This is a genomic window from Algoriphagus sp. 4150, assembly GCF_031457395.1.
In the GTDB taxonomy this organism is placed as follows: Bacteria; Bacteroidota; Bacteroidia; order Cytophagales; family Cyclobacteriaceae; genus Algoriphagus.
In genome coordinates this window covers 103,854-128,215 of record NZ_JAVDWS010000013.1, presented here as the reverse complement: position 1 = coordinate 128,215, position 24,362 = coordinate 103,854, and the positions used below count along the sequence as shown (strand labels likewise).

The window sequence follows — 24,362 nt, the reverse complement described above, 5'->3', positions numbered from 1 at the left end:
CATTCTTGTCTCTAGACTCTTCTTTCTAGATCCCTATCTCCAGTAAGCAGGCTTGGTTCTTGCCTCTATCTTCTAGACTTCACTATCTTGATACTTATGTCTTGATTCTTGACTCTACCTCTCCTACTTCCCGTCTTTCTTGAGACTGATCTTATAATCGTCCGGTGTGCCCTTCATATTTATATTGACAAATCGCACTCTTTTATCCCCATCTCTATAGACGATTGCATCCTCTTGATCAGGATCGACTTCATTCTTATTTTTCCCTCCAAAAAGGGCCCTAAAGCCTACTTGTGTCACCATAGCTAAAGGAACTCTGATGAAATAGTCCATTTTCAGATCGAGGCTCTGTCTGCCTGAAAGTTCTATATAGCCCAAACTTGAGTTGATATTCATTTTTGGAATAGTGAGTACCCCTCCTTTAAGCTCAAAAGTATTGCTCAAGGTATCAAACCGCACATTTTTTAAATTCCTATCCGAAAAATAACCGGCCATGGCATCCAATGGGGCAAAATTCACCAAACTCCCTTGGTAAACAGTCATATCCATTGTTGCTTCAGACTTATCTATAATCGGAGTCAAATCCGGGTAGACCAAGAATTTACTTGTAATCTTCCCACTCACTTTACCATGTAGATTCTCATTGATCAGGTAATCCTGTCCAAAGTTTTCGAATTTGATCAAAAGCTTGTCCAAATCTAATTTACTCGCATTCATCTCACTGCTAAAGTAGATTTCCTCCGGATTCGAACCATTGAAGTATCCCTTCACTCCAAGTGACCCATCCGCAATCCCAAAACCAAGGGTATCCAGATACAAATAATGAGCTTCGTTAGTCCTTGCCTTTGCGACTATATCCTCCAACCAGAAGGTATGGTAGTTCAGCTTCCTGATATCAGCGGTAAACTCCATTTTAGAAAATGGCAGTTGGAAAACATTGAATGCTTCCTGGTGATTTGTATCCACTTCCATACTTTCAAAACCCAGCAACTCATCCAAATCCATTTCCCGGGATTGTAAATGAAAATAATTCGTCTTTTCAGTTGAATTTGCGACAGAATCTCCGTTACCCAAAAAATATCCAAGTTGAATTGTAAAGTCAGATGCGCCCATCCTTCCCCGAAAATCATACATCGTAAGGTACTCTTCTTCATAATGTATCCTACCCGCAAAATCTTCCAACTTCAATGGATGGATTTTCATTTTCCCATCCAAATCCTCCAAGTAAAGATCAGCTGACTGAAAGTTCCCTTGATAATGTAAATCAACTTTGCCTTTTAGATTCAGATTAGAGATCACCTCATTGCTGTAATCTTCAGGAAGGTAATTGACACCATTGTAACTCAACAGGTCATTGAGTTTGATTTGATTTGACATAAGTTTGAAATCAAAACTACTGTCACCAACTTTTTTGTCCTGAAACCATTTCTTATAATTAAAGACTTTGCCGGTGAAGAGGAAGTCGCTTTCATCAATCTCCCCTTTAAAGTCCTTCACTTCCAAAAACTCATCCCGAATGTAAACATCCGCATGAAAATCATGAAGCAGATGGGGGTAGTTTTTCAACTTTGCATCGAAATCCTCAATAAAAAATTCGCCTTTTGGCAAGTAGTTATATTCATATAATTCTTTCCCATTCGTCTCAAAAGCCAATCTGATCTGAAAATCCGAAATTTCTTCATCGATACCGGTAGTGTCCGAATCAGAAGGAATCAATTCCTTTAAATTTAAAAAAGTGGATTTTGCATTTATTTTCGCCGCTACCGGTAGATTATAGCCATGTAGCAAGGCTGGGAAATCGCTCAATTCACCTGAAAAGGCAAAATCCGATTCACCTATCTGAAAACTCAATGAATCCAATACTACCTTTCCTTTCTTCATATATGCATACCCATTGGCATTTCTTATAGGAAGATCATAATCAGGAATCTGAATACTGAGGTTTTTCAATGTCAGCTCACTTTGAAGGCTTCCTTCCACAGCTGATATAGAGGAAGTTGTAAGTTCCATATCTACCAACTCATCAAAATCCATAGCCAATAGAACTTGGCCTTCTATTCCCTGAAGTCCTTCTATCTCGAAAAAATCACTCAAAAATCCTAAATCCAAATCAGCATTCACGTTGATTTTCACATTGGGGTCTTCAAAGTTTCTAATGATCAATCTCCCCTGAAAAACACCTTCATCTGGCCGGGCATAGAAGTTTTGAAGCTGTATTTCCGAGGTACGGAGATTTCTCTCTTTTCCATTGGTATAAAAGCCTATAAACCTCAATTCATCTACTTTCTTTTGAATTCCTGAATTGAGGAAATAAGCATTGTCAGCCCCGAATTCCACAGAGATTGCCGGACTTTGTCCATTACCCGCTATTCCTCTTACAGATCCGGAAAAATACACTTCCCCTTCATTTTTGTACCTCTTCAGCATTTGAGCCGCATCATTAGGCAAGAATGCCGCAAAAATATTAAAATCAGGTTTTTCACCATTTAGATTCAATTCTAGATCCAATCCCTCGTCCACTACCGTAACCTGACCCGCCAAACCAAGAACTGCATCTTCCACTCTCACCCTGGAAGGTGAGATCAGCAACTTTTGCAACTCTTCGAAATAATCCAGTTCAAGATCCAAATGCACTTTTTTATCAGCGAAAAATGTGTTTTCACCATCTTGATCCAAATCAAAAATCAAATCAGAAACTATATCAATAAAAACATGCCCATCTTTCAAGCTGAAATCCGACAACAACTGATCAATTCGGAATACCAAATCCTGGTTGTTTGAAACATCTGAGTAAGTGATGTCAAATCCCTCTATTTCTATACCTGACAAATCAAAAGCAAATTCAGCCTCCTCTTCATCCACTTCTTCATCATCAGCCTTAATTCCTTTGGCCAATAACAAATTGATATCTCCGTTTTCGAATTTGATGATATCCAAATGACCGCCAGAGATTTTCAGTTTTTTAACTTGATAGTTTCCTTTTATGATATCCCAAACATTGAAACCTATGTAGAAATCCGCTGCTTCATAGATCGGTTTATTTTCTTTGGCTTTGGAATCAAAAAAATTTATCCCCTTTATATCAATGGAGATGTATGGGAAATTTTCAAAAGGAGATATGTACGAATCTTCTATAGTAATCTCGCCTACAAATTCTTTATTTATAGCAGTTAAAACATTATTTATCAACTCCTTCTGATTGCTATAAACGACCCAAACCGACGTGAAAAACACCAGTGTGGGAATTAGTAAAAATAAGAAAATATACAGCCCTCTTTTTCTCTTCATTTGCATTTAGTAAACGCTTTTAACTTCAAAATTAATGTAAATGAGTAAACAATTAATACTGCTTCACAACAAAGGAAATGTAGAAGTGCCAAAACTGCAGATACACAGAAAAAACATCAAACGGAATAAAATTTTCCACCAAGTAATTAAACAACTTTTTATTCAGACCGTTGATATAGTATGTACTCTTTATTCAAACCGGAAGGACGAATTACCAGAAGAATGTATCTGGTAATGTTTATCATATTTTATTTCATCAATATTTTATGCCTGATGTTGATTTGGGATAGTTTCCAAACGCAATCGTGGGCGATTTTCTATGGTGCGGGAGTAGCACTTATCGCATCCATCTGTATTTTGCTGGTCCAAGCGATCAAAAGACTTCACGACATAGGTCTGGATTGGAAATATGCACTTTATTTATTGATCCCTCCACCGATCAATTTCATAGGATTTATCTGGCTGGCCGCACAAAAAGGGCAAGATGGAGAAAACCAATACGGACCAAGTCCCAGAAAAACAGATCTCTTTTAGAATGTCTTGAACTTATGGACTAAAGCGTTGAGAAAACATATTTTTCTCAACGCTTTTCTGTTATTACGGGTAAGTATAGATGGGAAACTCAAAAGTTTCGGGAATAATCCCCATCATTTTTCTAAATTCAAATCAGCTAAAAAAAACAGGTGGAAGATTCACAAAAAATCGCTTTGGTTCGGCAAGAACCTTGGCTTGCTCAATACGAACCGCAAATCCGTAGAAGATTTGATCGTTTTCAGGAAGCTATTCGAGAAATCGATGATTTCTGTGGAAACATTCTCGAATATGCCTCAATCCATAACTATTACGGAATTCATTTTGAACCGTGGAGAAATGGCTGGGTATACAGAGAATGGGCACCTGCCGCCAAACAACTCTATTTCTGTGGTGAGTTCAATGATTGGGACCGAAACTCGCATCCTATGAAAAGGACATCCCGTGGAGATTGGGAGATATTTTTCCCTTTTGAGCAATACAAGGACAGGTTTGTACATGGCAGCAAAGTAAAAGTCCATGTCATCGCCGAAAATGGCGCATTGGACAGAATTCCAGCCTACATAAGAAGAGTCATTCAGGACGAAAACACTCACGATGTAGCGGGTCAACTGTGGTTTGAGGAGGAGGATTTCAAATGGACAGACAATTCCTTTACCACCCGGCAAAGTCTCAACCAGCCGCTAATCTATGAGTGCCATATCGGAATGGCTCAGGAAAAATTTGGCGTTGGCACCTACAAAGAATTTGAAGAACTCACCCTTCCCAGAATCCAAGCTGCCGGATATAACACCATCCAACTGATGGCTGTGATGGAACATCCTTACTATGGATCATTCGGTTATCATGTTTCTAATTTCTTTGCTCCCACATCGAGATTTGGCACACCCGAAGAGCTGAAGTCTTTGATCAATAAAGCACACGAAATGGGAATCGCAGTAGTCATGGATATTGTACACTCCCATGCGATCAAAAACATCAATGAAGGACTGAATGAGTTTGACGGGAGCGATCACCAGTATTTCCATCCCGGAGACAAGGGCTATCATGAAGCTTGGGATTCCAAGGTTTTCGATTATGCCAAGCGGGAAGTGCAACAGTTTTTGCTTTCCAATATCCGTTATTGGTTGGAAGAATTCCATTTTGATGGATTTCGCTTCGATGGAGTGACTTCTATTATGTATACACATCACGGGCTATTCATGGATTTTGACTCAGTGGATTTGTATTTTGATGCAAATGTGGATGAAGACGCGATTTTATATCTACAACTTGCGAATACCCTCATTCATACCTTCAAACCCCAAAGCATATCTATTGCCGAAGATATGAGCGGCATGCCCGGACTAGCCAGACCGATAGAAGATGGAGGAATAGGATTTGACTTCCGGATGGCAATGGGAGTTCCGGATTTTTGGATCAAAACGCTCAAGCATAAACAGGATGAGGAATGGGATATGTTTGATCTCTGGCATCAGCTGACCAATAGACCGGCAGCAGAGCGATCCATAGGCTATGCCGAGAGTCACGACCAGGCTTTAGTCGGTGATCAGACACTTGCATTTCGGCTGATGGACAAGGAGATGTATTTCTCCATGTCATTGCTTCAGCAAAACCTCATTGTAGATCGCGGAATTGCCCTTCATAAACTGATCCGATTGATCACGCTCACATTGGGAGGTGAAGGCTATTTGAATTTTATCGGAAATGAATTTGGCCACCCTGATTGGGTGGATTTTCCCAGAGAAGGGAATGACTGGAGCTATCAGCACGCACGTAGGCAGTGGTCTCTGGTAGATGATCCTTTGTTACGATATGGTCAGTTGGGTGCTTGGGACAAAGCTATTATCAAGCTGGCAAATGAGTACCGGCTACTAGCTTCTGCACCGGCTGCACAACTTCATCTTGATCCTGACAAAAAAATCTTGGCGTATGAAAGAGCGGGATTGGTTTTTGTATTCTCTTTTCATCCCACGGAATCGTTTTTTGGATTGCCTATTCATGTGAAAGAATCAGGAGAATACAAGATCCTGTTGGACTCCGATCAGAAAGAATTCAGCGGTTTCGAGCGTCTGGATCAAGCAATAAATTATCCTACGGATGAGCACCGGTGCATCAAATTATATGTACCCAACCGTACTGTCTTAGTACTGGATAGAATCTAACCCTCATTTCCTGTACACTTAGAAAAAAACAGGCTGTCATCAAACAAAAGAAGTTCAACCTGAATTAGGCATTAGAAAATCTACTATTTCAGGTTTCCCTTTTTCATTTCACTTACAGCATAATTTACCGCTCTAGCCGTCAAAGCCATGTAAGTAATAGAAGGATTTTGAGTGCCGGTAGAAGTCATACAAGCTCCGTCAGTCACAAAGACATTGGGGGCGGCATGTAACTGATTGAATCCATTAAGCAAGGAAGTCTTGGGATCTCTGCCCATTCTCACACCTCCCATCTCATGAATATCGAGGCCGGGAGCTTGTTTGGAATCCCCGCTTCGGATATTTACACAACCGGCTTTAGACAGCATTTCTTCCCCCTGTCCGTGAAAATCCCTTAGAATTTTCTCATCATTCTCATCATAGCTCACGTCGATTTGAAGCAAAGGAATTCCCCATTCATCTTTACGGTCAGGGCTCAATGTCACCCAGTTGGTTTCTTTTGGGATAGTCTCCCCCTGCATCATCATATAGACAGACCACGGCCCCGGTTTTGAATTTTTCTCCTTGAATCCGGCTCCGAAAGGCATATCCGGTGAATGTCCAAAACCTGACCTCCCCGCAGAATAAAAAGTCATATATCCACGCATAAAGTCCATTTCCTGCTTTTTTACATTTCGGAAATTGGGCATCATCACAGCGGTAGGCCTTCTACCATAATAGTATTTGTCTTCAAAGCCCTCATAATTTGCATTGACCACCCCACGGTAATTATGAAATGCTATATACTTTCCCAACACACCTGAATCATTTCCAAGTCCTTGAGGAAATCGATTTGAAGTGCTGTTCAGTAAAATCAAATTAGAGTTTAAGGCTGCAGCGTTGATAAAGATTACAGGTGCAAAATACTCGCTCGTCTCTTTTGATATCCTATCTACTATTTGCACACCGGTCACCTTCTCCTTAGTCTCATCATAAATTAAGGAGTGTACCACCGAATCCGGTCTTAAAGTTAGATTTCCTGTCTTTGCCGCAGCAGGTAAAGTAGAAGAATTCGAACTGAAATATGCACCAAATGGACACCCACGATAGCATTGGTGGCGTGCCATACATTGTCCCCGTCCCTGATCCAAATGCACTTTTTTCGGAGAAGTCAAGTGTGCACAGCGCCCTATAATTACATCACGATCCGTATAAGCAGCTTTAATCCGCTTTTGGATAGCCTCCTCCACACAATTCATCTCCCAGGCTTTCAAAAACTCTCCATCAGGTAGCGTTTCCAAACCTTCATAGCTACCGCTTACTCCAACAAAACGCTCAACATGGCTATACCATGGAGCTATGTCTTCGTATCTAATAGGCCAATCAACAGCAAAACCATCCCTGTCAGGTCCTTCGAAATCATACTTACTCCAGCGCTGAGTCTGTCTAGCCCAAATCAAAGACTTACCGCCTACCTGATACCCCCTAACCCAGTCAAATGGCTTCTCCTGAACATAAGGGTGCTCCGAATCTTTGACAAAGAAATGTTGGGTATCTTCCTTATAAGCATAACATTTATTGACTACAGGATTCTCAAGTTTATCAGCTCTTGGAATTTGATTTCTATGCTCCATCTCCCAAGGTGCAGAAGTCATGGTAGGGTAATCTTTCAAATGCTGGACATCTCGTCCTCTTTCCAACACCAAAGTTTTCATCCCTTTCTCACAAAGCTCTTTGGCAGCCCATCCTCCGCTGATTCCGGAACCTATTACTATAGCATCAAATCGATTTGATTTCATAAGCGGAATCTATTGATTTCCTCTAATACTTTTGCCAAAATTTCCATGAAGTGTCTGATAAATTCTTTTCACTCCTCCAAAGTGATGGGCGACAATAAAGCCTGGGTTATGTATTAAGTTCCGTAATAGTCTTTCCGGGTCAAAATCTGAAAAGCTATAATCATAAGAAAATCAGGCTGATTTTGAAGCAATTAAACCACAATACTTCTGCGACCGAGGCTTATAATAGCTATTGCATAATGGAAGACAAAAGAGGGTACATCCTTTATTTTCCCGCTCCCAAACAGTCCAAAACCCATATCTCTATAAGGCAGGGAAATGCAGGCACCGCATCAGCAGGATCGCTCGTTTTTAGGGCGGGGAGGGGTGACGCAGCATCGAGTCATGCGTCTGGACTGAGGGGCGAAGCTTTGCTGGCGTCTTGACTTTTTGCCTGCCCGAAGCAGCGGGGTTCTTTTGCGTCAAGGCAAAAGAACAGAGAAATCGAGCATATCGAAGACGACACACGGAGGGATGATTATTCGCCTGGCGAGATTCTCCCGAATCAAGTTCGGGACAGGCTATCTGACCATTAAAAATCAAAATATAAACAGATGAAAAAGATTTTTACAATCAAATTTTTCACGGCCTCATATTGAGGAAAATTGCTCCCAATTAGTTTGCTTGATTTTTTCTTCTGGCAAATAGAAATGGAATTACCTCAATTAATCTGCCTCTAATCACGTCAAAAGGACTTTTTTGCCAGTTGATCACATTCATTTCCCATGGTATCAAATTTGAATAATTTTTAATAACACCCGGATTAGTTAATCATGCAGCGGGATAATTATCAGAAATGCAACCTGCCTGCCGCCTTTAGGGAGGGATTCCACAGCCTACCCTGACTAATCGCGCTGGCCAATAAAAAAGCAAATTATAGACACATGGAAACGAACAGCGAACTACTAGACAAGGAAAATCTTACACGAGTGATCGGAGAATACCCCACAGAACCCGGCAACCAAAGTCCCGGCCCCTATTTGCTGCTAAGCGGAGGAATACACGGAAATGAGCCAAGTGGTGTACTTGCCATACAGCGGGTGTTCAGAAAACTCCGAAAGGTCAAACCTTCTTTGAAAGGCAAAATCGTAGGCGTGGCGGGAAATATTGTTGCGCTGAAAAAGGGCGTTCGCCTGATCGACCAGGATCTTAACAGAGTCTGTACATTGGCGAATGAACAGCAGTTGAAATCAGGGGAATTACCGGATTTCCATGAAGCTTCAGAGTTTAGAGAATTGATGTTGATCATAGAGAAACTCGAAAATGAAGCCCATAATAGAGCTTTTCACTTTATGGATTTACACACTACTTCTTCTAATACGGCACCGTATATCAGTGTAAATTGCAGCGAAAGCAGCTTCGATTTTGCAAAACAGATGCCCCTGCCTGTGGTGAAAGGGATAGAAAAATACATCCCGGGACACTTCGATCACTATCAAACCCTCAAGGGTCACATCGGGTTCACCATGGAGGCTGGACAGCATGATGACCCCAAGTCGGCAGACTATCACGAAGCTGCAATCTGGATGGTTTTAGTGAATGCGGGAATGCTGGAAAAATCAGCCATTCCTTATGAAGATTACTATCAACTACTGGACAATGCCTCTCCGACCAATGAGAATTTTGAGGTGATTTACAGACAGGAAATCAGTGAAGACCATTATTTCAGAATGGATCCGGGATACGCTAATTTCACGAAGATTAATCAAGGCCAGCGTTTGGCCACATTGGATGGAGAGACGATTGTATCCCGTGCCCAAGGGAGAGTATTTCTGCCTTTATACCAAACTCAAGGCTCTGACGGTTTTTTTATAGTGAAGCAGGCATAAAGGAACCTGCACCGCTTAAATCCGATCCAAATTTCTTCCTCAAACCATGTGAGTACCCTTCCAGAATCAAGATTAAAAAAGGAAAAGACTCGATTAGCTTTTCCTTTTAAGAATTCATAGGGCTTTTGATTACAAATTCAAAGTGGCCAGAAAGGTATTCGGCAGAGCTCCGTCATAGTATTTTTGATAAGTTACTTTCCGCTCCAGCGCGTCAATTATTGCAGAGCCAAAATCTACGCCCTGGAGGTCATGCATCGCATTAATTGCCCCGGGACTATCCAGATTCAATTCCATTATTTTATCGCCTACTATATCTATCCCTGCCAGAAACATTCCATCTTGAATCAATTTTGGTCCGATAATCCCGCAAAGCTTTCGTACATCTTCAGTAATTTCTGCATGAACCGCAGTACCACCTGTATGTAGATTACTCCGAATATCATTGCCGTTTACCCGGTTGACCGCCGCGTATTTCCCTTTTACCTCAAGGATTCTACCATTCATCATGATCACACGAATATCGCCGTTTTTGGCAGCAGGCAGGTATTCCTGAGCGATCACAAATCCATATCGATTGATCGTCTCCACCATCTGATTGAGGTTTTTGTCATTATCGACCAAGAAAACATCTTTCCCTCCCGAGCCCTGCAGTGGTTTGAGTATTATTTTCTTTTTTTCTTTTATGTAAAATTCCCTGATCTCACCCACATCACGACTGATGATGGTGCGGGGGCGCACACTTTCCGGGAAATGCTGAAAATACATTTTGTTAAAAGAAGACATCAGTGAATACGGATCGTTCACTACAAGCACACCATTTGCCACGGCTATCTGACCAAAAACCATTCCCGCTGTCTGAGCCCAAGCACGCTCGCCAAATTCTTCACAAGGATCATTTCTCAGAAAAAGTACATCCAAATCATCCGTGGAGATATGGATTCTCTCAGATTTGGGACTGCGGATTGCCTCAATATACTTTTCCAAACTTCTGAATTTCGTGGTCGGAGCTTTGACGGCAATAGCGCCCATTTTACCGTTTTCGAGATAGCAGAGCTGACCCACACTGATAATGTAAACATCATGCTCTCTGCGAATTGCAGCAGATGACAGGAGTGTAGTACTGTATTCTCCGGTCTCTGTTTCTAGTTGATTTACTACAAATCCAATTTTCATTTTAGTAGCAGTTAGTGGTTAGTTGACCAGTTCGGGTAAGGATAGTCCTTCCTTTAACTTTTTCAGGCGTGATTTGGCGGTATCAGTTTGCAAAAAACTTGGGGTGAGAGGAGAAGGTTTGATGATGTCCCGAATGCGTAATTCCTGAATTAAGGGAATATGTTTGAAACCGATTTTACCAACATACAATGGCTCTAAATCCCCTCCGTTTTGCAGGTAATCTACCAATTTGATCAACCCCCTGAGATAAATTATATCTTTGGTGCAGCCACCACCTTGGTACGCTCTAGCTGTAATCTGAAAAGCCTGTTCAGGAAATTCATTGTAACCATCAATAAGCAGATGGTAAGTTTCTTCGAACATCATCCCTTCAGTAACTGACCTGCCTGCAATTACCCGTGCAGCCAGCGTCCTAAGCCTATTTTTGGTAAGTCCCCCAACTAGATATTCTGCCAATACTGCCAGCCCTTCCTGCAGCTCATCGTAATCGGCAAATCCGCTGCTCATCTGTCCAAAGGGCTGCATTTTACCATTGTAAAATGTGAGAACATGGGTACCGATTTCATGATGAACCAATGCTTTGATTCGCTGCTTCGAAACTTTAAAACTGGAACCTATATACAACTGGCCCTTGGATACAAGCATCCCTACGATGTCATTTTTGACTTCCACTTTGGAATTGAGTTCAGGATAGATCAACCTGTACCGGTCTATTTCTTCCACACAAAACTTAGCCATATCATATGAATCTACCCATTCTATCTCCTCAAAATTGTCGGGAGAAAGACTCTCAAGTAAATTTCTGGCCGTCTCATAGAGCGCAACTCCCGGTGAACTGTACAATCGGATACTACTATACATGAAATTCTTGGTACCCCGCTCTTTAAGCATGGTGATTTGTTTTTCTAGTTCCTCGCGTTTCTCTGTATAGAGAAATGAAAGCGTAGGATCTTCTATACTCCTAATATCTATTCTGAATAAATCCTCCTTCAGACGGTCTGGGTCTATGGGAAGGTTGCGGTACAGGAACTTGGGGTTTTTCCGATGATTATTTGCCACAAACTCTTCCTTGGCCTGCATTGTATTTATAGGAGAAATCAGCAGCAAAAACTGGTATTTGGCTTCAATATCAGAGAGCTGCCTATCTATTTCCCAAACTTTTTCGTCCACCTGCATTGTCCCTAGGCGCTGATAATTGGGAATATCAAACGAAGTCTGAACCCGAAGAAACTCATAAACTGCCTTTCGTAGGATCTTAGAAAAAGCATGCTTAAAGTCCTTAAAAATCATGTAAAAAAACTCCTTTTTATCCTGATCCTGAAAGAATGGTGGAATCTCGAGTCCCATCAAATAAATCCCGGCTTCCTGGCATTGCTTTAAGGTCAGAAAATCTTCTAAATGGGCAGGATGGCGTATTGTATCCTTTTCCACCCGAACTGTCAACTCTTGATGCGACTTGCAAAAGGTCTCCAATCCGTCTTGAAATGCCTTGACTGTATTTGGTGCTTTGTCTTTGGCAGTTTTGAGGACAAAAGATTTACTGCCCTCCTTTCCGATCCATACCTCCAGTACCATCACAGAGCCATATTCCTCGGACAGTTCCTTGGTCAATTCCTTGACTAGAATCGCAATATCAGAATTGAAATCTGTAGTAGCATCCGTGACGAGATAAGATGACTCGGCTTTTATCAGGCGGGAAATTTTAAAGTGATCCTGTTTTTCTTCACGATAGACCAAAAGAAAAGGCAGTCTCCGCTCTATCCTTATCAGGCTTTTACCTCCGAGCGAAAGACTGAGTACTTCCCCTGTTTTCAGAGCTTCTGTAAGTGCTTCTTTTGTCTTTTTATCGATCATTACTTTTCCTCTTCGTCTGCGTTACTGTAAAAATTATTTTCCTCGTCCTCGGAACCAATCTCTTCCTGCTCATCATCCAATTCGCTTCCGGGAACATCCAGATCATCTCCCGTAAAATCAACTTTTTGATTTCTCTCAATAAGCTGTTCATCATCCCCGTCATCATCCCGTAGATTTTCCTCCTTTGATCCTAAAGCTTCCAGATCTTCCTTGGTTACTTTAGCTTCCTTGACGAGTTCTTCGGTTGACTTCTCCTTTAAGTTTTTCGAATTTTCCTGCTTATTCATTTGCATAGCTTTTTCTCTAGATTAAGGCAACATGGATGCCCTTCCACAGAAAAAACTCTTAAAAAAAATCAAATTACCGTGAGAAAGATGATAGCCCCGTTTTCTCCCTATTCAAAAAAATATCTAAGGAACTCTTACTTTACCACATGCTGGATAGATGAGCAGAAATGTTCCCAAAATGGGCAGCCCTCCTGCTATATTTTTACAATGAGGGAAGGTAAAGCACATTGCCATCCTTATCTACAATTATGGCCATCCCACCTTCAGTCGTCCCGATCTTGCTAAACTGCTCCAGTTTCACCCATAAGCTATCCGAAGTCGAAAAGGTTGAGTAATTGCTTAAAACATAGGTTGATTTTTCTTCCATGGCTGTAGAATCTATAGGAGAAAGTAGGTTTTTGTACAAAAAACCGATCGTTCCATCTATAGTTTCAATCTGAAACCAGTCCGCTGTCGCTGCCTTGATGAAAACAGGCATATCCACCTTCAATTTAGATATCACAACTGACTTAGTGCTTGGACCGTTTCTCAAATTTGCTTGAGATACATTCACCTTCATGACAGGAGGTAACTGCTGATCTGAAAGTTTTGGAGCAGCTATAAAATCATTCTTAATTGCCGGAAAGGGATTGATGGCACCACTCTGATAGATGCCAAAGTGTAAATGTGGAGCCGTAGTGATTGCATTGCCCGTATTTCCCACCAGTCCCAGTGTATCTCCCAGATTTACCCGTTGCAGATTCCTGACCAGCTGACTGTCCAAATGGGCAAAATACAGGTTCCAGTTACGCTTACTATCCCTCAGCCAGACTTGCTTTCCTCCCAATCCACGGTCACGTACAGCAGTTACCACCCCTCCCACAGGAGCGAGAACGGGCGTGCCCCGCGCTGCAAAAATATCAACTCCCTCATGGGCTCTTTGGCCACCATCACGCACATCACCCCAAACGCTTTGAATCGCCCTGCTGTCCTTTCCCTCCACAGGAAAAACCGAATAGGTGGCGGTACCGTTAATCCTTAACTGAAAGTTTCCCTGCCCAAGCAGCTCCGGCTGAATCCGAATCACATAATAACCAGTCTTCCCGGCTTCGAATTTCAGTGAATCATTCTGAGCAGAATAGGACTTCAATTCCTTCCAGTCCGGACCTTCCAATAGGTCCACTATTAATTCACTACTGTCACTAGCCTGCCAATGAACTATAATATCGATAGAAGCGCCCTGTTCTAACTGGATTTTCCAAGCTTCGGCTGCTATAGTTTTAGAAATAAAACTCCCCTGAATGGCAATGGGAACTTCTAGCTGGGGAGCATTCAGTATCGCTTCATTGGCTGAGTTTATCCACTGTTCGCCAATTTTGTTGGAGCTGATTCCTGAGCTCTCAAGTTTATTTACATATTGAGTTCTGGCTGAGCTGGATTTAAATAATCGCACAGACTGATTGTGGCAAGAACAAATAAGAATGCTCAGTATGGCACAAAGGGCGAATTTTGATTTCGAATTTCTCATTGCGAAAGTTGCTCATACCATAGCTCAGGATTATCTGAGATCATCTGCAATACATTCACACTGACTACTGCGAAGACTATATGAGCTAAAAACAGGGCCAGAAAGTAATGAAGCTGGGAGAACTTTGGAGGATTTGAATGAACGCTGAGATAGCCCTTCCAGACGAGGATTGCCACCGCTCCACTTATGGCTCCTATAAGAATAGAGTCCTGTAGAGAAATTTCGAAAACACCCCAATTCCACAGTAGAAAATACGAAAATGAAAAAAACACACCTACGCCAACATGGGTAATAGTACCGGCAATCAGGGCATTTCTGCCAGGAGTGTAGTAATTTCGCTCTCCCACAAGCATATTACCCAATATATGGATCACCTTGGTAAAAGACGGGCTAAGAGATGAATACAGGTACATGATTATCGTCATGGCAATGGCACCTACCACTCCGGAAAAAATCGTAATAAGAAAATGTTTTATGTCCATGATAGATTAGAAATTATGCGGGCAAAATCATCTCATAAAATTGCCCGCTGATAATTAAACTGGAATTCTCGTAGCATCATCCCGTTCCCAAACCCTATGTTTGGAGACAGCTTCGATAAATGCTGATGCATCTTGGTCAAACAAGACTCCTTTTGGGTTGGCATTTTTTGAAGCGTAGGTCATATCCCACAATTTCTCTGCATCACCGTTGATAGTGATAACCTTGAAATGCTTATATGCTTCATCCACAAATCGGATTGCATCCGGGTTTTTATGCAGTGTTTTTATGCTCTTGGATCCTCCTGGGACAAAAACAGCATCAAACAGCACAGAAGAAGTTGTCAGCAGGCTATGATCCACCTTGATGGCATCTCCATTAGAATCTGCGATCGACCCAGCATGTGAACTGATTATTTTGGCTTCTGCCCCCTCTTTTTTGAGTGCACTTTTGTAATGTCCCAACGAGTCTGCGTCCACACCGTCAGTCGCCAGGACTGCGATCATCCTGCCTTTGATTCCTTTGCCCGGCCTAGCCATAAGACTTAATGCAGGAGATTTTTCCACAGATCGACTGACTTTAGTAGGCTGATAATCTTTTAGATCGGCATCTGCGGGGAAACTGTGATTTAGAGGTTCCTTTGGTTTGGTGATCGGATTGATTCCCAGTCCTTCAGCGACCTCCTTTGCCAAGTCTCCATCAATATAGGTTAGCATACCTACCATGCGCTCTCTGATATCTTCACTCTCCACCTTTCCGAGCTCAAATCGAAGTGCGGAGATAATATGCTCTTGCTCTATTTTTGTCTGGCTTTCGAAGAAGAGTTTGGCTTGACTGAAATGATCCATGAAACTGGAGCTTCTTTTACGTATTTTATGTCCATCGATTTTCTCGTGATGTGACACAAAACCTCCATCTGACATTTTTGCCTGAAAAGGACATCCTCCTCCTAAATTATTCGGGTGATAGCTAGTTTGCCCCTTATTGATGGTCTGTCGCATGAGTCCACCTCTTTGGTTATTGTGCATAGGTGAAATCGGCCGATTGATTGGAATCTCGTTGAAATTGGGTCCTCCCAATCGCGAAAGTTGTGTATCTGTATAAGAGAATAGTCTTCCTTGTAGTAGAGGATCATTGGTAAAATCAATTCCCGGTACCAGATGTCCGGGATGAAAAGCAATCTGCTCTGTCTCTGCAAAAAAGTTTGTTGGGTTTGTATCCAGCACCATTTTTCCGATCAGCTTTACAGGAACAAGTTCTTCGGGGATGATTTTGGTTGCATCCAACAGGTCAAAATCAAATTTATGCTCGTCCTCCTCCGGCACTATCTGCACTCCTAATTCCCATTCAGGATAATTCCCGTTTTCGATAGCATTCCAAAGATCCCTTCGGTGGAAATCAGGATCCTGTCCTGATATTTTTTGAGCCTCATCCCAAGTAACGGAATGGGTTCCTGCCAATGGCTTCCAGTGGAACTTCACGAAAAATGATTCATTTCTTTCATTCACAAAGCGGAAAGTATGCACACCAAATCCTTCCATCATACTGTAGCTTCTAGGCAGTGCACGATCGCTCATTGCCCACATGATCATATGCATGCTCTCCGGCATCAATGATATAAAATCCCAAAATGTATCGTGAGCCGAAGCCGCCTGCGGGATTTCATTATGTTGTTCCGGTTTCACTGCATGGATTAAATCAGGAAATTTCATGGCGTCCTGAATAAAAAAGACCGGCATATTATTTCCTACCAAGTCATAATTCCCTTCCTCGGTATAAAATTTCACAGCAAACCCTCTCACATCCCTTGCCAAGTCAGAGGAGCCTTTAAATCCGGCAACAGTACTGAATCTTGTAAAAACAGGCGTTCTCTTACCTTTTTCGCTAAGAAAGCCTGCTTTGGTATATTGTGACAGATCTCCATAGGATTCAAAATACCCATGAGCTCCCGCTCCTCTAGCATGGACAATACGCTCAGGAATCCGCTCATGATCGAAGTGGGTCATTTTCTCCCGAAAATGAAAATCTTCCATCAACGTCGGACCCCGCTCTCCTGCCAGAAGAGAATTCTGATCATCATTTATTTTTAATCCTTGATTGGTAGTCATCGCCTCCGTACTTCCATCCTCTGTATTCATGTAGAGGTCATCGATTTTGGGATTATCGGGCTTTTTTGGGGTCTTATCTTTTTCAGCCATATTAGTTTGTGTTAAGTGGTTTTCAAGACCAATCCTCCAAAAACATTCCAAGCACGGGATCAACGTCCACAAACCTTAATCAAATTAAAACTTCGGCATCAAGGAGATTGTGTTCAGATTCCCTAAAGTGCCTAGCCACAATAAAGCAAGAATGGCTTATTAACTCCTACAAGCCTATTATCATCTACCTTTCGCCTACATGGATAAGCCCGATATGACTTATGACAAGCTTACTGTATGAAAAAATAGGATTTTCAATATTCATCTCCCGATGTACTTGTGCTTTGGGAAAAATGATTCAAAAATTCCTCATCATGAGGATAAAATTCAATTGACATATTGATTAATACGATTATCCGCAATGATGCCAGTAGCCATATTTTCCTTGCTTTATTGGCTGGAAGACTCCGCCACGTCGGACAGGCGATGACGGATGACCTGCCTTTGCCGGTAGGCAGGCCGAAGTAGCCTCATTGTCCCGATGACTATCGGGATTACCAAATCTTATGTCGCTTTTGCTTCCTTACCGGTAGAAAAGCGGATATACATATTAATTAATCCAAAGATTTCCGTTTGCCTTCTTCATCAAATGTGAACGTCTCATTAGGCCCCTCATTCATTCTGAATTCCAACTCGTAATAAGTGATGTTGTTTTCTACAAATCTTCTTTTGACGAGAATACTGTCCGGATGAATTTCATCGATATTCTCAATAACTGTACGCAATTCCTGAGGCAATTCAATGGAGTCTGTAGTACTGATAATTACAGGAATATTTCTACCGTCTGTCTGCCTCATACTTGTGTCGGCACCTGCCTTTTTCTTCGCATTTACGTCTGTTGATTCATCTACTTCTATAATATCATCTTCGGTCACGCTGCCGTATTCTTTCCTGTCGTTGCAGGATATCATTACAGATGATAATGCTATTGCCAATACTGCTAGTTGATTTTTCATAAAATGGTTAGTTTAATTGAATAGGTTGATAATCCATGCAAGAACAAAATTCACCCCAAGTATTTATTTTCTGCTATTACGGCCTGATATGGTGTTTTCAGGTTATTCACATTAAAGATCATAACTGAAAAAAAGTCTGATTTTCCACGATTTGGGGAATTATACGCTCGATTCCTGAGGTACAGCCCAGCTCTATTTGCGGATTTTATCCCACAGTTTCTCTCCCCATCGGCTAAGAAAGTTTTGCTCATCCGCACCTTCACTATCCTCTTCACCCAAGGCATAGCCAAGCGATCTAAGTGCCGGGGTCGCATCAAAAACAATTTTAGCGATTCCTGCAATAGGAATACTCAATATCATTCCCGCTACTCCCCAAATTGCCCCGCCTAAAACAACTATCACTATAGTAACCAAAGGATTGATTTTAACTTTACTACCGACTATATAGGGTTCAAGTATGTAACTTTCTATAAACTGCGCAATACCAAATGTAACAGTCACTCCAATCAAACCCCATATCTCAGCTCCTGAAAAGACCGCCATAATAAGAGACAGCCCATAGCCAATGATATTTCCGATATATGGTATCAATGATAATAAAGCTGCTATCATACTGATTAGGACGGCATTTTCGATTCCGGAGATGGACAAACCTATACTGTAAATAATTGCCAAAAAAGCAATCAGCGTAAATCTTCCTACTACGAAATTCAGAGCCAGTCCTATGGAATGACTCATAACTCCCTCAGCTTCTTTCCTATTGTCAATACTGAAAAATTTCAATATCGAACGTTTTACTTTATTCCTGTATAAAAGCATAAAAAACAGGTAAACCAACGTAATTGCGGCACTTCCCAGAAAGTTAAAAAAGCTTCTGACTATCGCCCCAATCTCTACTGAGGCATTAGACACTAATTCTTCAGGAGAGGATAATGGAGATGAAGACTGCCCTGCATTTTCGGCTGTTGCCGGAGTTTTGAGCTCGGATTCCGTATTCTCTCCGGCATTTTCCAAAGGATAGAACATTTCGAACTGTTGTCGAAAGTCAAGCCCTGTTTTATCTGCAATAGCTTGCTGAACTTCTTCTAATTTGGGCTGTAGCTTACTTTTCACTTCCGGCCATCGTTCCGAAATATTTGACACCTGAACTGATATGATGACAAAAAACGAGATAAAAACCATCAGACTTAGCATCACACAAAGAAATGCCGAAATCCCCCGCGAGAGCCTCCAGCTTTCTAGTTTCCTACAGAGGGGAATACAGACCAAAGTCAAAAGAATTGCTATCGCTACAGGCTTGAGAAAGCCGGCTGCTTCTATAGCCCCTACTATAAAAAAGTAGGATCCCAGCACCAGAAGTACTGCCGTTAAAAGAATATCTTTTGATTTCATTTCCCTGTCTTAGGCTTAGTTTACATTTCATACTCATTTTCCCTGATAGATAGAATTCCTTAGTAGACACATCTGTTTTTTTTACCACTAAAGAGATAAAGCAGCAAAGGATTTGACGATTTTTATCAATTATGCTAATTGCCTCCACTCCCGGCTGAGACAGACTACTGATAAACACAGAAATCACAGGAACTCGCATTCATGCGGATGATCTGCTTATTCTAATTTCCATTATACGCTACTTTCCATAACGTATTCCCACTGTCATCATTCACTAGAAGAGAACCATCAGGCAAGACGGTCACGTCCACCGGACGTCCAAAAACTTCTGAATTGTCTGCATCAGACACGAATCCTGTGAGAAAGTCCTGAGGCTCTCCGGATGGCTTACCATTGCTGAATGGTACAAATACCACCTTATAACCGGCAAGATTTTTCCTATTCCAAGATCCATGCTGTCCTACAAACGCCCCATTTTTATACTTTTCAGGAAAAGTGGAGCCCTCATAAAAAGTCAAACCCAAGGATACGGTATGATTTCCCACCGATACGTCCGGAATAATTGCTTTTTCAACCAAATCCGGCGCCTGCCCTTTCATTCTCGGATCTTCGATCTGGCCGAAATAGGAATAAGGCCATCCATAGAATCCCCCTTTCTTCACACTGGTGATGTAATCAGGCACCAAGTCGTCACCCAATTCGTCCCGTTCATTTACAGCAGTCCACAGTTCTTTTGTAGTAGGATTCCATGACATTCCCACGGGATTTCTCAGTCCTGTGGCATAGATGATTTCTTCTGTACCGTCGGGATTTATTTCCAATATACCCGCCCGTCTGTGTTCCTCTTCCATGCCGTATTCTGCGTTATTACTTGCCGACCCGACAGAAATGTAGATTTTACTGCCGTCTTCACTTGCAATCAAATTTCTGGTCCAATGATTATTATATCCACCTGCCGGTAGATCAACAATTTTCTCTCCTTCTCCCTCCAATTTTAGTTGCCCCGGCTTGTATGGAAATCTATACAAGCCATCTGTATTTGCGATATAGAAATAATTGTTCAGGATGAGCATTCCATAAGGGCTATTTAATTTCTCTTTGAAAATTTCCCGCGTTTCATATTTACCGTCTTTATCCTTATCTCTGAAAACTGTGATGCGGTCAGCACTGCTTTTTGTATTACTTTCCACCACGAAAACGTCCCCATTTGGTCCTATATGGGTGTTTCTGGGATTATCCAAATTATCGGCAAATTTGCTGACCGTAAACCCCGCGGGTGCCGTAGGCATTTTGCCACCTGACCATCCCACTACTTTACTGTGGTTTCTTACTGATTCTGTGGAATACGGCGGGGGCAAAACCAACTCGCCGACTGCTGTTTGTACTGTATCAGGACTGGCTTGGGAAATTTCCTCTTTTTCCTCTTTGGAAACTTTTTCTTTTTCTTTGCAGGCAGAAAAGCTCAGCATAGCCGATACCAAAAGTGAGAGCGACAGTGTAGTTTTTAATTGCATAGTTGATATAGCTTTGGTTTTCGAGCCACAAAAAGATCAATCATACAGCCAAAAATAGAAGTAGGTAATTTCGTGCATTCTAGCATGCTCAAGGGCGATTGCCTATAAAACTAACTCCGCAGGCTTTTAAAGGTGTGAACAAAAATTCCCAAATAGGGAAGCAGATTATCCGTCGAATCCATTTTGATGGGAATATTTACCAGACCAAAACCCAATGTGCCATTCCAGATTGATTTCATGTGTTTATAATTTGTTTTTTAACGGTCACATGGAATGACTCGAAATAATCATTCCCCAGTGTGAGAAGCCATTCTCATGGGCATTTCATATTTTCCAAGCGTTGTGGTTAATCGTTTTTTAGAATTTTCAACCGATGTTTTGTCAAGGATACTTTCACTTCGGGAATTCCTTCGTAGAGTGTCTGATGTTCAACCAATTCATCATCCACATGGAAAGGAAGATGTGTACTGATGTTGATTTTTTTTGCTTTGATCGTTTGAAAAGGACTTGGTTTCATCCCCTTTTTCTGATCCTTTAGAAAGGCTTTCAATTCTTTCTTTTGGTGGTTTTTGATCAACATCACTTCGAGGTAAACATCGCTATGATCAGCATTGGGTGCCAATTCAAGCTGCGGTCCCAACCTCTTTGTATTCATGATTTCGATCCAGATATAATCACCTGAGTAGTCCTCGTCATCCAGTTTGATTTTATAGTCATGCACAGGAAGTTCCGATGCTAACCTGATCAGGTTTTTGATCCCGAAATCCACTTTATCTTCCTCATCACTTTTCATTTTTTTATTCCTGCTCTTTTCAAGGAGCAATGCCGTAAATATTCCCCAGCCTATCCCTTCTACAAACCATCCCTTGGATTCTTTGGTCTTATATTTCCCTAGGCTGAGGTACCGAAAGTCCTTTTTCTCAAATTGATCCACAATCTTCTTGTAGTAATCTGTCAAATCCAGACTGCCTGCAATATTATTTGCATTGCCAAAAGGAAGAATTGCTATTGGGTATTTGGTGTCACGAAGCTGGAGCAGGTTTTTTTCTACAGTACCATCACCTCCCGCGATCAGGATTAGATCGTAGTCTAGATCCAGCACCATTTCGTAGTTGTCCTCCTTGGAATTTTGCGCAAGCACACTTGCCCCTTGCTTTTCAAGCGATTTTGTAATCTTGGAAAGTGGAAAATCTTCGTTTCCTGCGACCGGGTTATAGACCAATATAATTTTCATGAGTGGAGTGGTATGAAAGTCCTGCTTGCTATTTGCATGCTAAAAGGAAACCAAACTGACTAACCATGAATATTTTAATCACAAATGACGACGGAGTCTATAGCCCCGGAATTTTGGAATTGGCAGAAGTCGCAGCTGAATTTGGCCACGTGCGAATCGTAGCTCCTGATGTGGAGCAATCCTCTATGGGACATGCCATCACTGCCACTAGACCCCTTTCCTATCGCAAAACAAAAATCGGAGATTTCGACGCATACCGAGTCAATGGAACTCCTGCAGATTGTGTGTCCCTGGGCAGCTTTCATTGGGAGAAAATAGATGCCGTTCTTTCCGGTATCAACCTAGGTCCAAATCTCGGAAACTCCATGTGGCATTCCGGCACGCTAGCCGGGGCAAAACAAGCCGCATTGCTCGGCATAAAAGGTATTGCGCTCAGTACCCCCACCCAAAGAAACGAGTATGACTTCTCCCATATAAGGCCGTATGCGAGAGAGGTAATCTCTTATTTACTGGGTCAAGAAGGGCCGAAACTGGTAAATGTAAACTTTCCATTCTCGCCTCAAGGGATCACTTGGACCCGCCAATCTGTGCGCCAATACGATGGATTGGTAAAGCCCTCCGAAGACCCCATGGGCAGAAAGCATTTTTGGTTTACCGTAGTCCCATTGGAAGCCACTGAGGAAGGGACTGACCGCTATGCCATAAATAATAACCTAGTTTCTCTTACACCTTTAAGATTGGATTTGACGGATGAGTCTGAACTGGCAAAACTAACGGGAATGAATAGTTTCCACAGAGGATAATGACTTAAATGGGTGGGGTGAATTTTTCCTAGATATCGTAGAGATTTCTACACTCTAAACGAAATCCATATGAGCCCCCTCCCATTTCATATGCTTAATTCATAAATTCCAAAAGCATTATTTTATAGCCTTGCAGGCGGGATTTATACTTTCTTCTTCTTCCAAAAAGCTATCCCAGTCTATTTGTCCCCTTCTAATTGGGGGAAATCCCATGCATGGAATAAAACTTCAGTAGGCATATATAAAACATCAGACAGAAGTAAAATACCCTCCTCCTACTTGAAGAAAACCTACAGGTTCGATTTTAGTAAGACGAAGGCTATACAAACCAACTCTTATATGAATTACCCAAATCAGCCATACTTTTCCAGAATTTTGGATACCGTCGGACGAACACCACTGATTAGATTAAACAGATTATTCCCCGACAGTCCTCAACGGATTTTTGCGAAGATGGAGTCCTTTAATCCAGGAGGAAGTATAAAAGACCGCACCGCCCTTCAACTGATCACCCATGCGATGGAAAACGGAAAATTAAAAAAGGGTGACACCGTGGTAGAATCCAGCTCCGGAAATATGGCTATAGGACTTGCCCAGACTTGCAAATACTTCGGGCTGAAACTGGAAGTGGTAGTAGACCCAATGGTCAACCAACAAAATATTAAGATTATCAAAGCCTTCGGAGGCAAAGTCAATTTTGTCAATTTCCCTGCAAAGGAAGGCGGCTACTTGCAGGCTCGCTTGGATAAAGTGCAGGAAATATTGGATTCCAATCCGAGAAGCTTCTGGACTAACCAATACGGAAATCCGCAAAACCCGACTGCTCACAAGCAGACCATGCATGAAATAATCAAGGATTTGGGGAAGGAGCCTGATTTCCTTTTCGCTGCTACCAGTACCTGCGGAACCCTAATGGGCTGCGCAGAATACATTCAAAAGAATAAGCTGAGAACCAAAGTAATTGCGGTAGATGCTGTAGGCAGCGTGATTTTCGGCACCCCTCCGGGAGACAGAAAAATCCCCGGGCATGGGGCAGGAAGAAAATCCCAATTTCTACAGCGGGAGGCAGTGTATGACGTGGTCCATGTCAGCGATAAACAATGCGTGAATGGATGTCATAATCTTCTAAATTCTGAAGCGATCCTCTGCGGGGGCAGCTCAGGAGCGGTCGCATGGGCTGTGCAAAAGCTAGTTCCCTCCCTACCCGCAGGAGCAACAATTGCCATGATTTTATGTGACAGAGGAGAAAGATACCTTGACACGATATACAATGAGGATTGGGTAAAAGAGAATATTATGGAACTTGAGAAAGTTCTGGCTTAACCAATCCCCCGCGG

Annotated in this window: 19 protein-coding genes; 6 read left to right on the top strand and 13 right to left on the bottom strand. The window is 42.0% G+C overall.

The window, feature by feature from the left end; genetic code table 11:
* Positions 1–123: 123 nt before the first annotated feature.
* Positions 124–3,288, bottom strand: coding sequence for an AsmA-like C-terminal region-containing protein (locus tag J2X69_RS16440; protein WP_310105632.1), 3,165 nt, complete (start codon positions 3,286–3,288; stop codon positions 124–126).
* 180 nt (positions 3,289–3,468) lie between these two features.
* On the opposite strand from J2X69_RS16440, the gene J2X69_RS16435 reads away from it, so the two are divergent.
* Together J2X69_RS16435 and J2X69_RS16430 are read left to right on the top strand one after the other, a co-directional pair.
* Positions 3,469–3,822, top strand: coding sequence for a DUF805 domain-containing protein (locus J2X69_RS16435; RefSeq protein WP_310105629.1), 354 nt, complete (start codon positions 3,469–3,471; stop codon positions 3,820–3,822).
* Between the two features lie 149 nt (positions 3,823–3,971).
* A complete protein-coding gene (locus J2X69_RS16430) occupies positions 3,972–5,984 on the top strand; it encodes an alpha-amylase family glycosyl hydrolase (protein ID WP_310105628.1) in 2,013 nt (670 codons plus the stop codon).
* Positions 5,985–6,067: 83 nt separating this feature from the next.
* Here J2X69_RS16430 and J2X69_RS16425 read toward each other — a convergent pair whose 3' ends face one another.
* A complete protein-coding gene (locus J2X69_RS16425) occupies positions 6,068–7,759 on the bottom strand; it encodes a GMC family oxidoreductase (protein WP_310105625.1) in 1,692 nt (563 codons plus the stop codon).
* Between the two features lie 182 nt (positions 7,760–7,941).
* Between J2X69_RS16425 and J2X69_RS16420 the strand changes: the two genes are divergently transcribed.
* Positions 7,942–8,184 carry a hypothetical protein gene (locus tag J2X69_RS16420; protein ID WP_310105622.1) on the top strand — a complete coding sequence of 81 codons (243 nt, stop codon included), beginning with the start codon at positions 7,942–7,944 and terminating at the stop codon, positions 8,182–8,184.
* Between the two features lie 498 nt (positions 8,185–8,682).
* Positions 8,683–9,627 (top strand): succinylglutamate desuccinylase/aspartoacylase family protein, encoded by a 945-nt coding sequence (locus J2X69_RS16415; protein ID WP_310105620.1) that lies wholly within the window; start codon positions 8,683–8,685, stop codon positions 9,625–9,627.
* Positions 9,628–9,756: 129 nt separating this feature from the next.
* Here the strand turns inward: J2X69_RS16415 and J2X69_RS16410 are convergent, their stop codons facing one another.
* From J2X69_RS16410 to J2X69_RS16360, 11 genes are all read right to left on the bottom strand, one after another.
* A complete protein-coding gene (locus tag J2X69_RS16410) occupies positions 9,757–10,800 on the bottom strand; it encodes an ATP-grasp domain-containing protein (RefSeq protein WP_310105618.1) in 1,044 nt (347 codons plus the stop codon).
* Positions 10,801–10,818: 18 nt separating this feature from the next.
* Positions 10,819–12,654, bottom strand: a complete 1,836-nt coding sequence (locus J2X69_RS16405; protein WP_310105616.1) for a tyrosine/phenylalanine carboxypeptidase domain-containing protein — start codon at positions 12,652–12,654, stop codon at positions 10,819–10,821.
* On the bottom strand, positions 12,654–12,941 hold the full coding sequence (locus J2X69_RS16400; RefSeq protein WP_310105612.1) for a hypothetical protein: 288 nt from the start codon (positions 12,939–12,941) through the stop codon (positions 12,654–12,656). The genes J2X69_RS16405 and J2X69_RS16400 overlap by 1 nt, the downstream gene beginning before the upstream one ends.
* Before the next feature lie 202 nt (positions 12,942–13,143).
* Entirely contained in the window at positions 13,144–14,373 is a 1,230-nt protein-coding gene (locus J2X69_RS16395) for a peptidoglycan DD-metalloendopeptidase family protein (protein ID WP_310105610.1), read from the bottom strand.
* 71 nt (positions 14,374–14,444) lie between these two features.
* On the bottom strand, positions 14,445–14,930 hold the full coding sequence (locus tag J2X69_RS16390) for a hypothetical protein (RefSeq protein WP_310105607.1): 486 nt from the start codon (positions 14,928–14,930) through the stop codon (positions 14,445–14,447).
* 54 nt (positions 14,931–14,984) lie between these two features.
* The gene (locus J2X69_RS16385) at positions 14,985–17,126 is read right to left on the bottom strand and encodes a catalase (RefSeq protein ID WP_310105604.1); all 2,142 of its coding nucleotides are present in this window, start codon (positions 17,124–17,126) and stop codon (positions 14,985–14,987) included.
* Positions 17,127–17,680: 554 nt separating this feature from the next.
* Positions 17,681–18,082 (bottom strand): hypothetical protein, encoded by a 402-nt coding sequence (locus J2X69_RS16380; protein ID WP_310105603.1) that lies wholly within the window; start codon positions 18,080–18,082, stop codon positions 17,681–17,683.
* A gap of 192 nt (positions 18,083–18,274) precedes the next feature.
* Entirely contained in the window at positions 18,275–19,474 is a 1,200-nt protein-coding gene (locus tag J2X69_RS16375; protein WP_310105600.1) for an AI-2E family transporter, read from the bottom strand.
* A gap of 221 nt (positions 19,475–19,695) precedes the next feature.
* Positions 19,696–20,988, bottom strand: a complete 1,293-nt coding sequence (locus J2X69_RS16370; RefSeq protein ID WP_310105597.1) for a sorbosone dehydrogenase family protein — start codon at positions 20,986–20,988, stop codon at positions 19,696–19,698.
* A 110-nt stretch (positions 20,989–21,098) separates the two neighbouring features.
* Positions 21,099–21,227: a hypothetical protein gene (locus J2X69_RS16365; protein ID WP_310105594.1), complete on the bottom strand. Its 129-nt coding sequence runs from the start codon at positions 21,225–21,227 to the stop codon at positions 21,099–21,101.
* Positions 21,228–21,334: 107 nt separating this feature from the next.
* On the bottom strand, positions 21,335–22,222 hold the full coding sequence (locus J2X69_RS16360) for a diacylglycerol kinase family protein (protein ID WP_310105591.1): 888 nt from the start codon (positions 22,220–22,222) through the stop codon (positions 21,335–21,337).
* Positions 22,223–22,287: 65 nt separating this feature from the next.
* On the opposite strand from J2X69_RS16360, the gene surE reads away from it, so the two are divergent.
* Positions 22,288–23,025 (top strand): 5'/3'-nucleotidase SurE, encoded by a 738-nt coding sequence (surE, locus tag J2X69_RS16355; RefSeq protein ID WP_310105588.1) that lies wholly within the window; start codon positions 22,288–22,290, stop codon positions 23,023–23,025.
* Between the two features lie 339 nt (positions 23,026–23,364).
* Positions 23,365–24,348, top strand: coding sequence for a 2,3-diaminopropionate biosynthesis protein SbnA (gene sbnA, locus J2X69_RS16350; protein WP_310105585.1), 984 nt, complete (start codon positions 23,365–23,367; stop codon positions 24,346–24,348).
* The last annotated feature ends 14 nt before the right edge of the window (positions 24,349–24,362 follow it).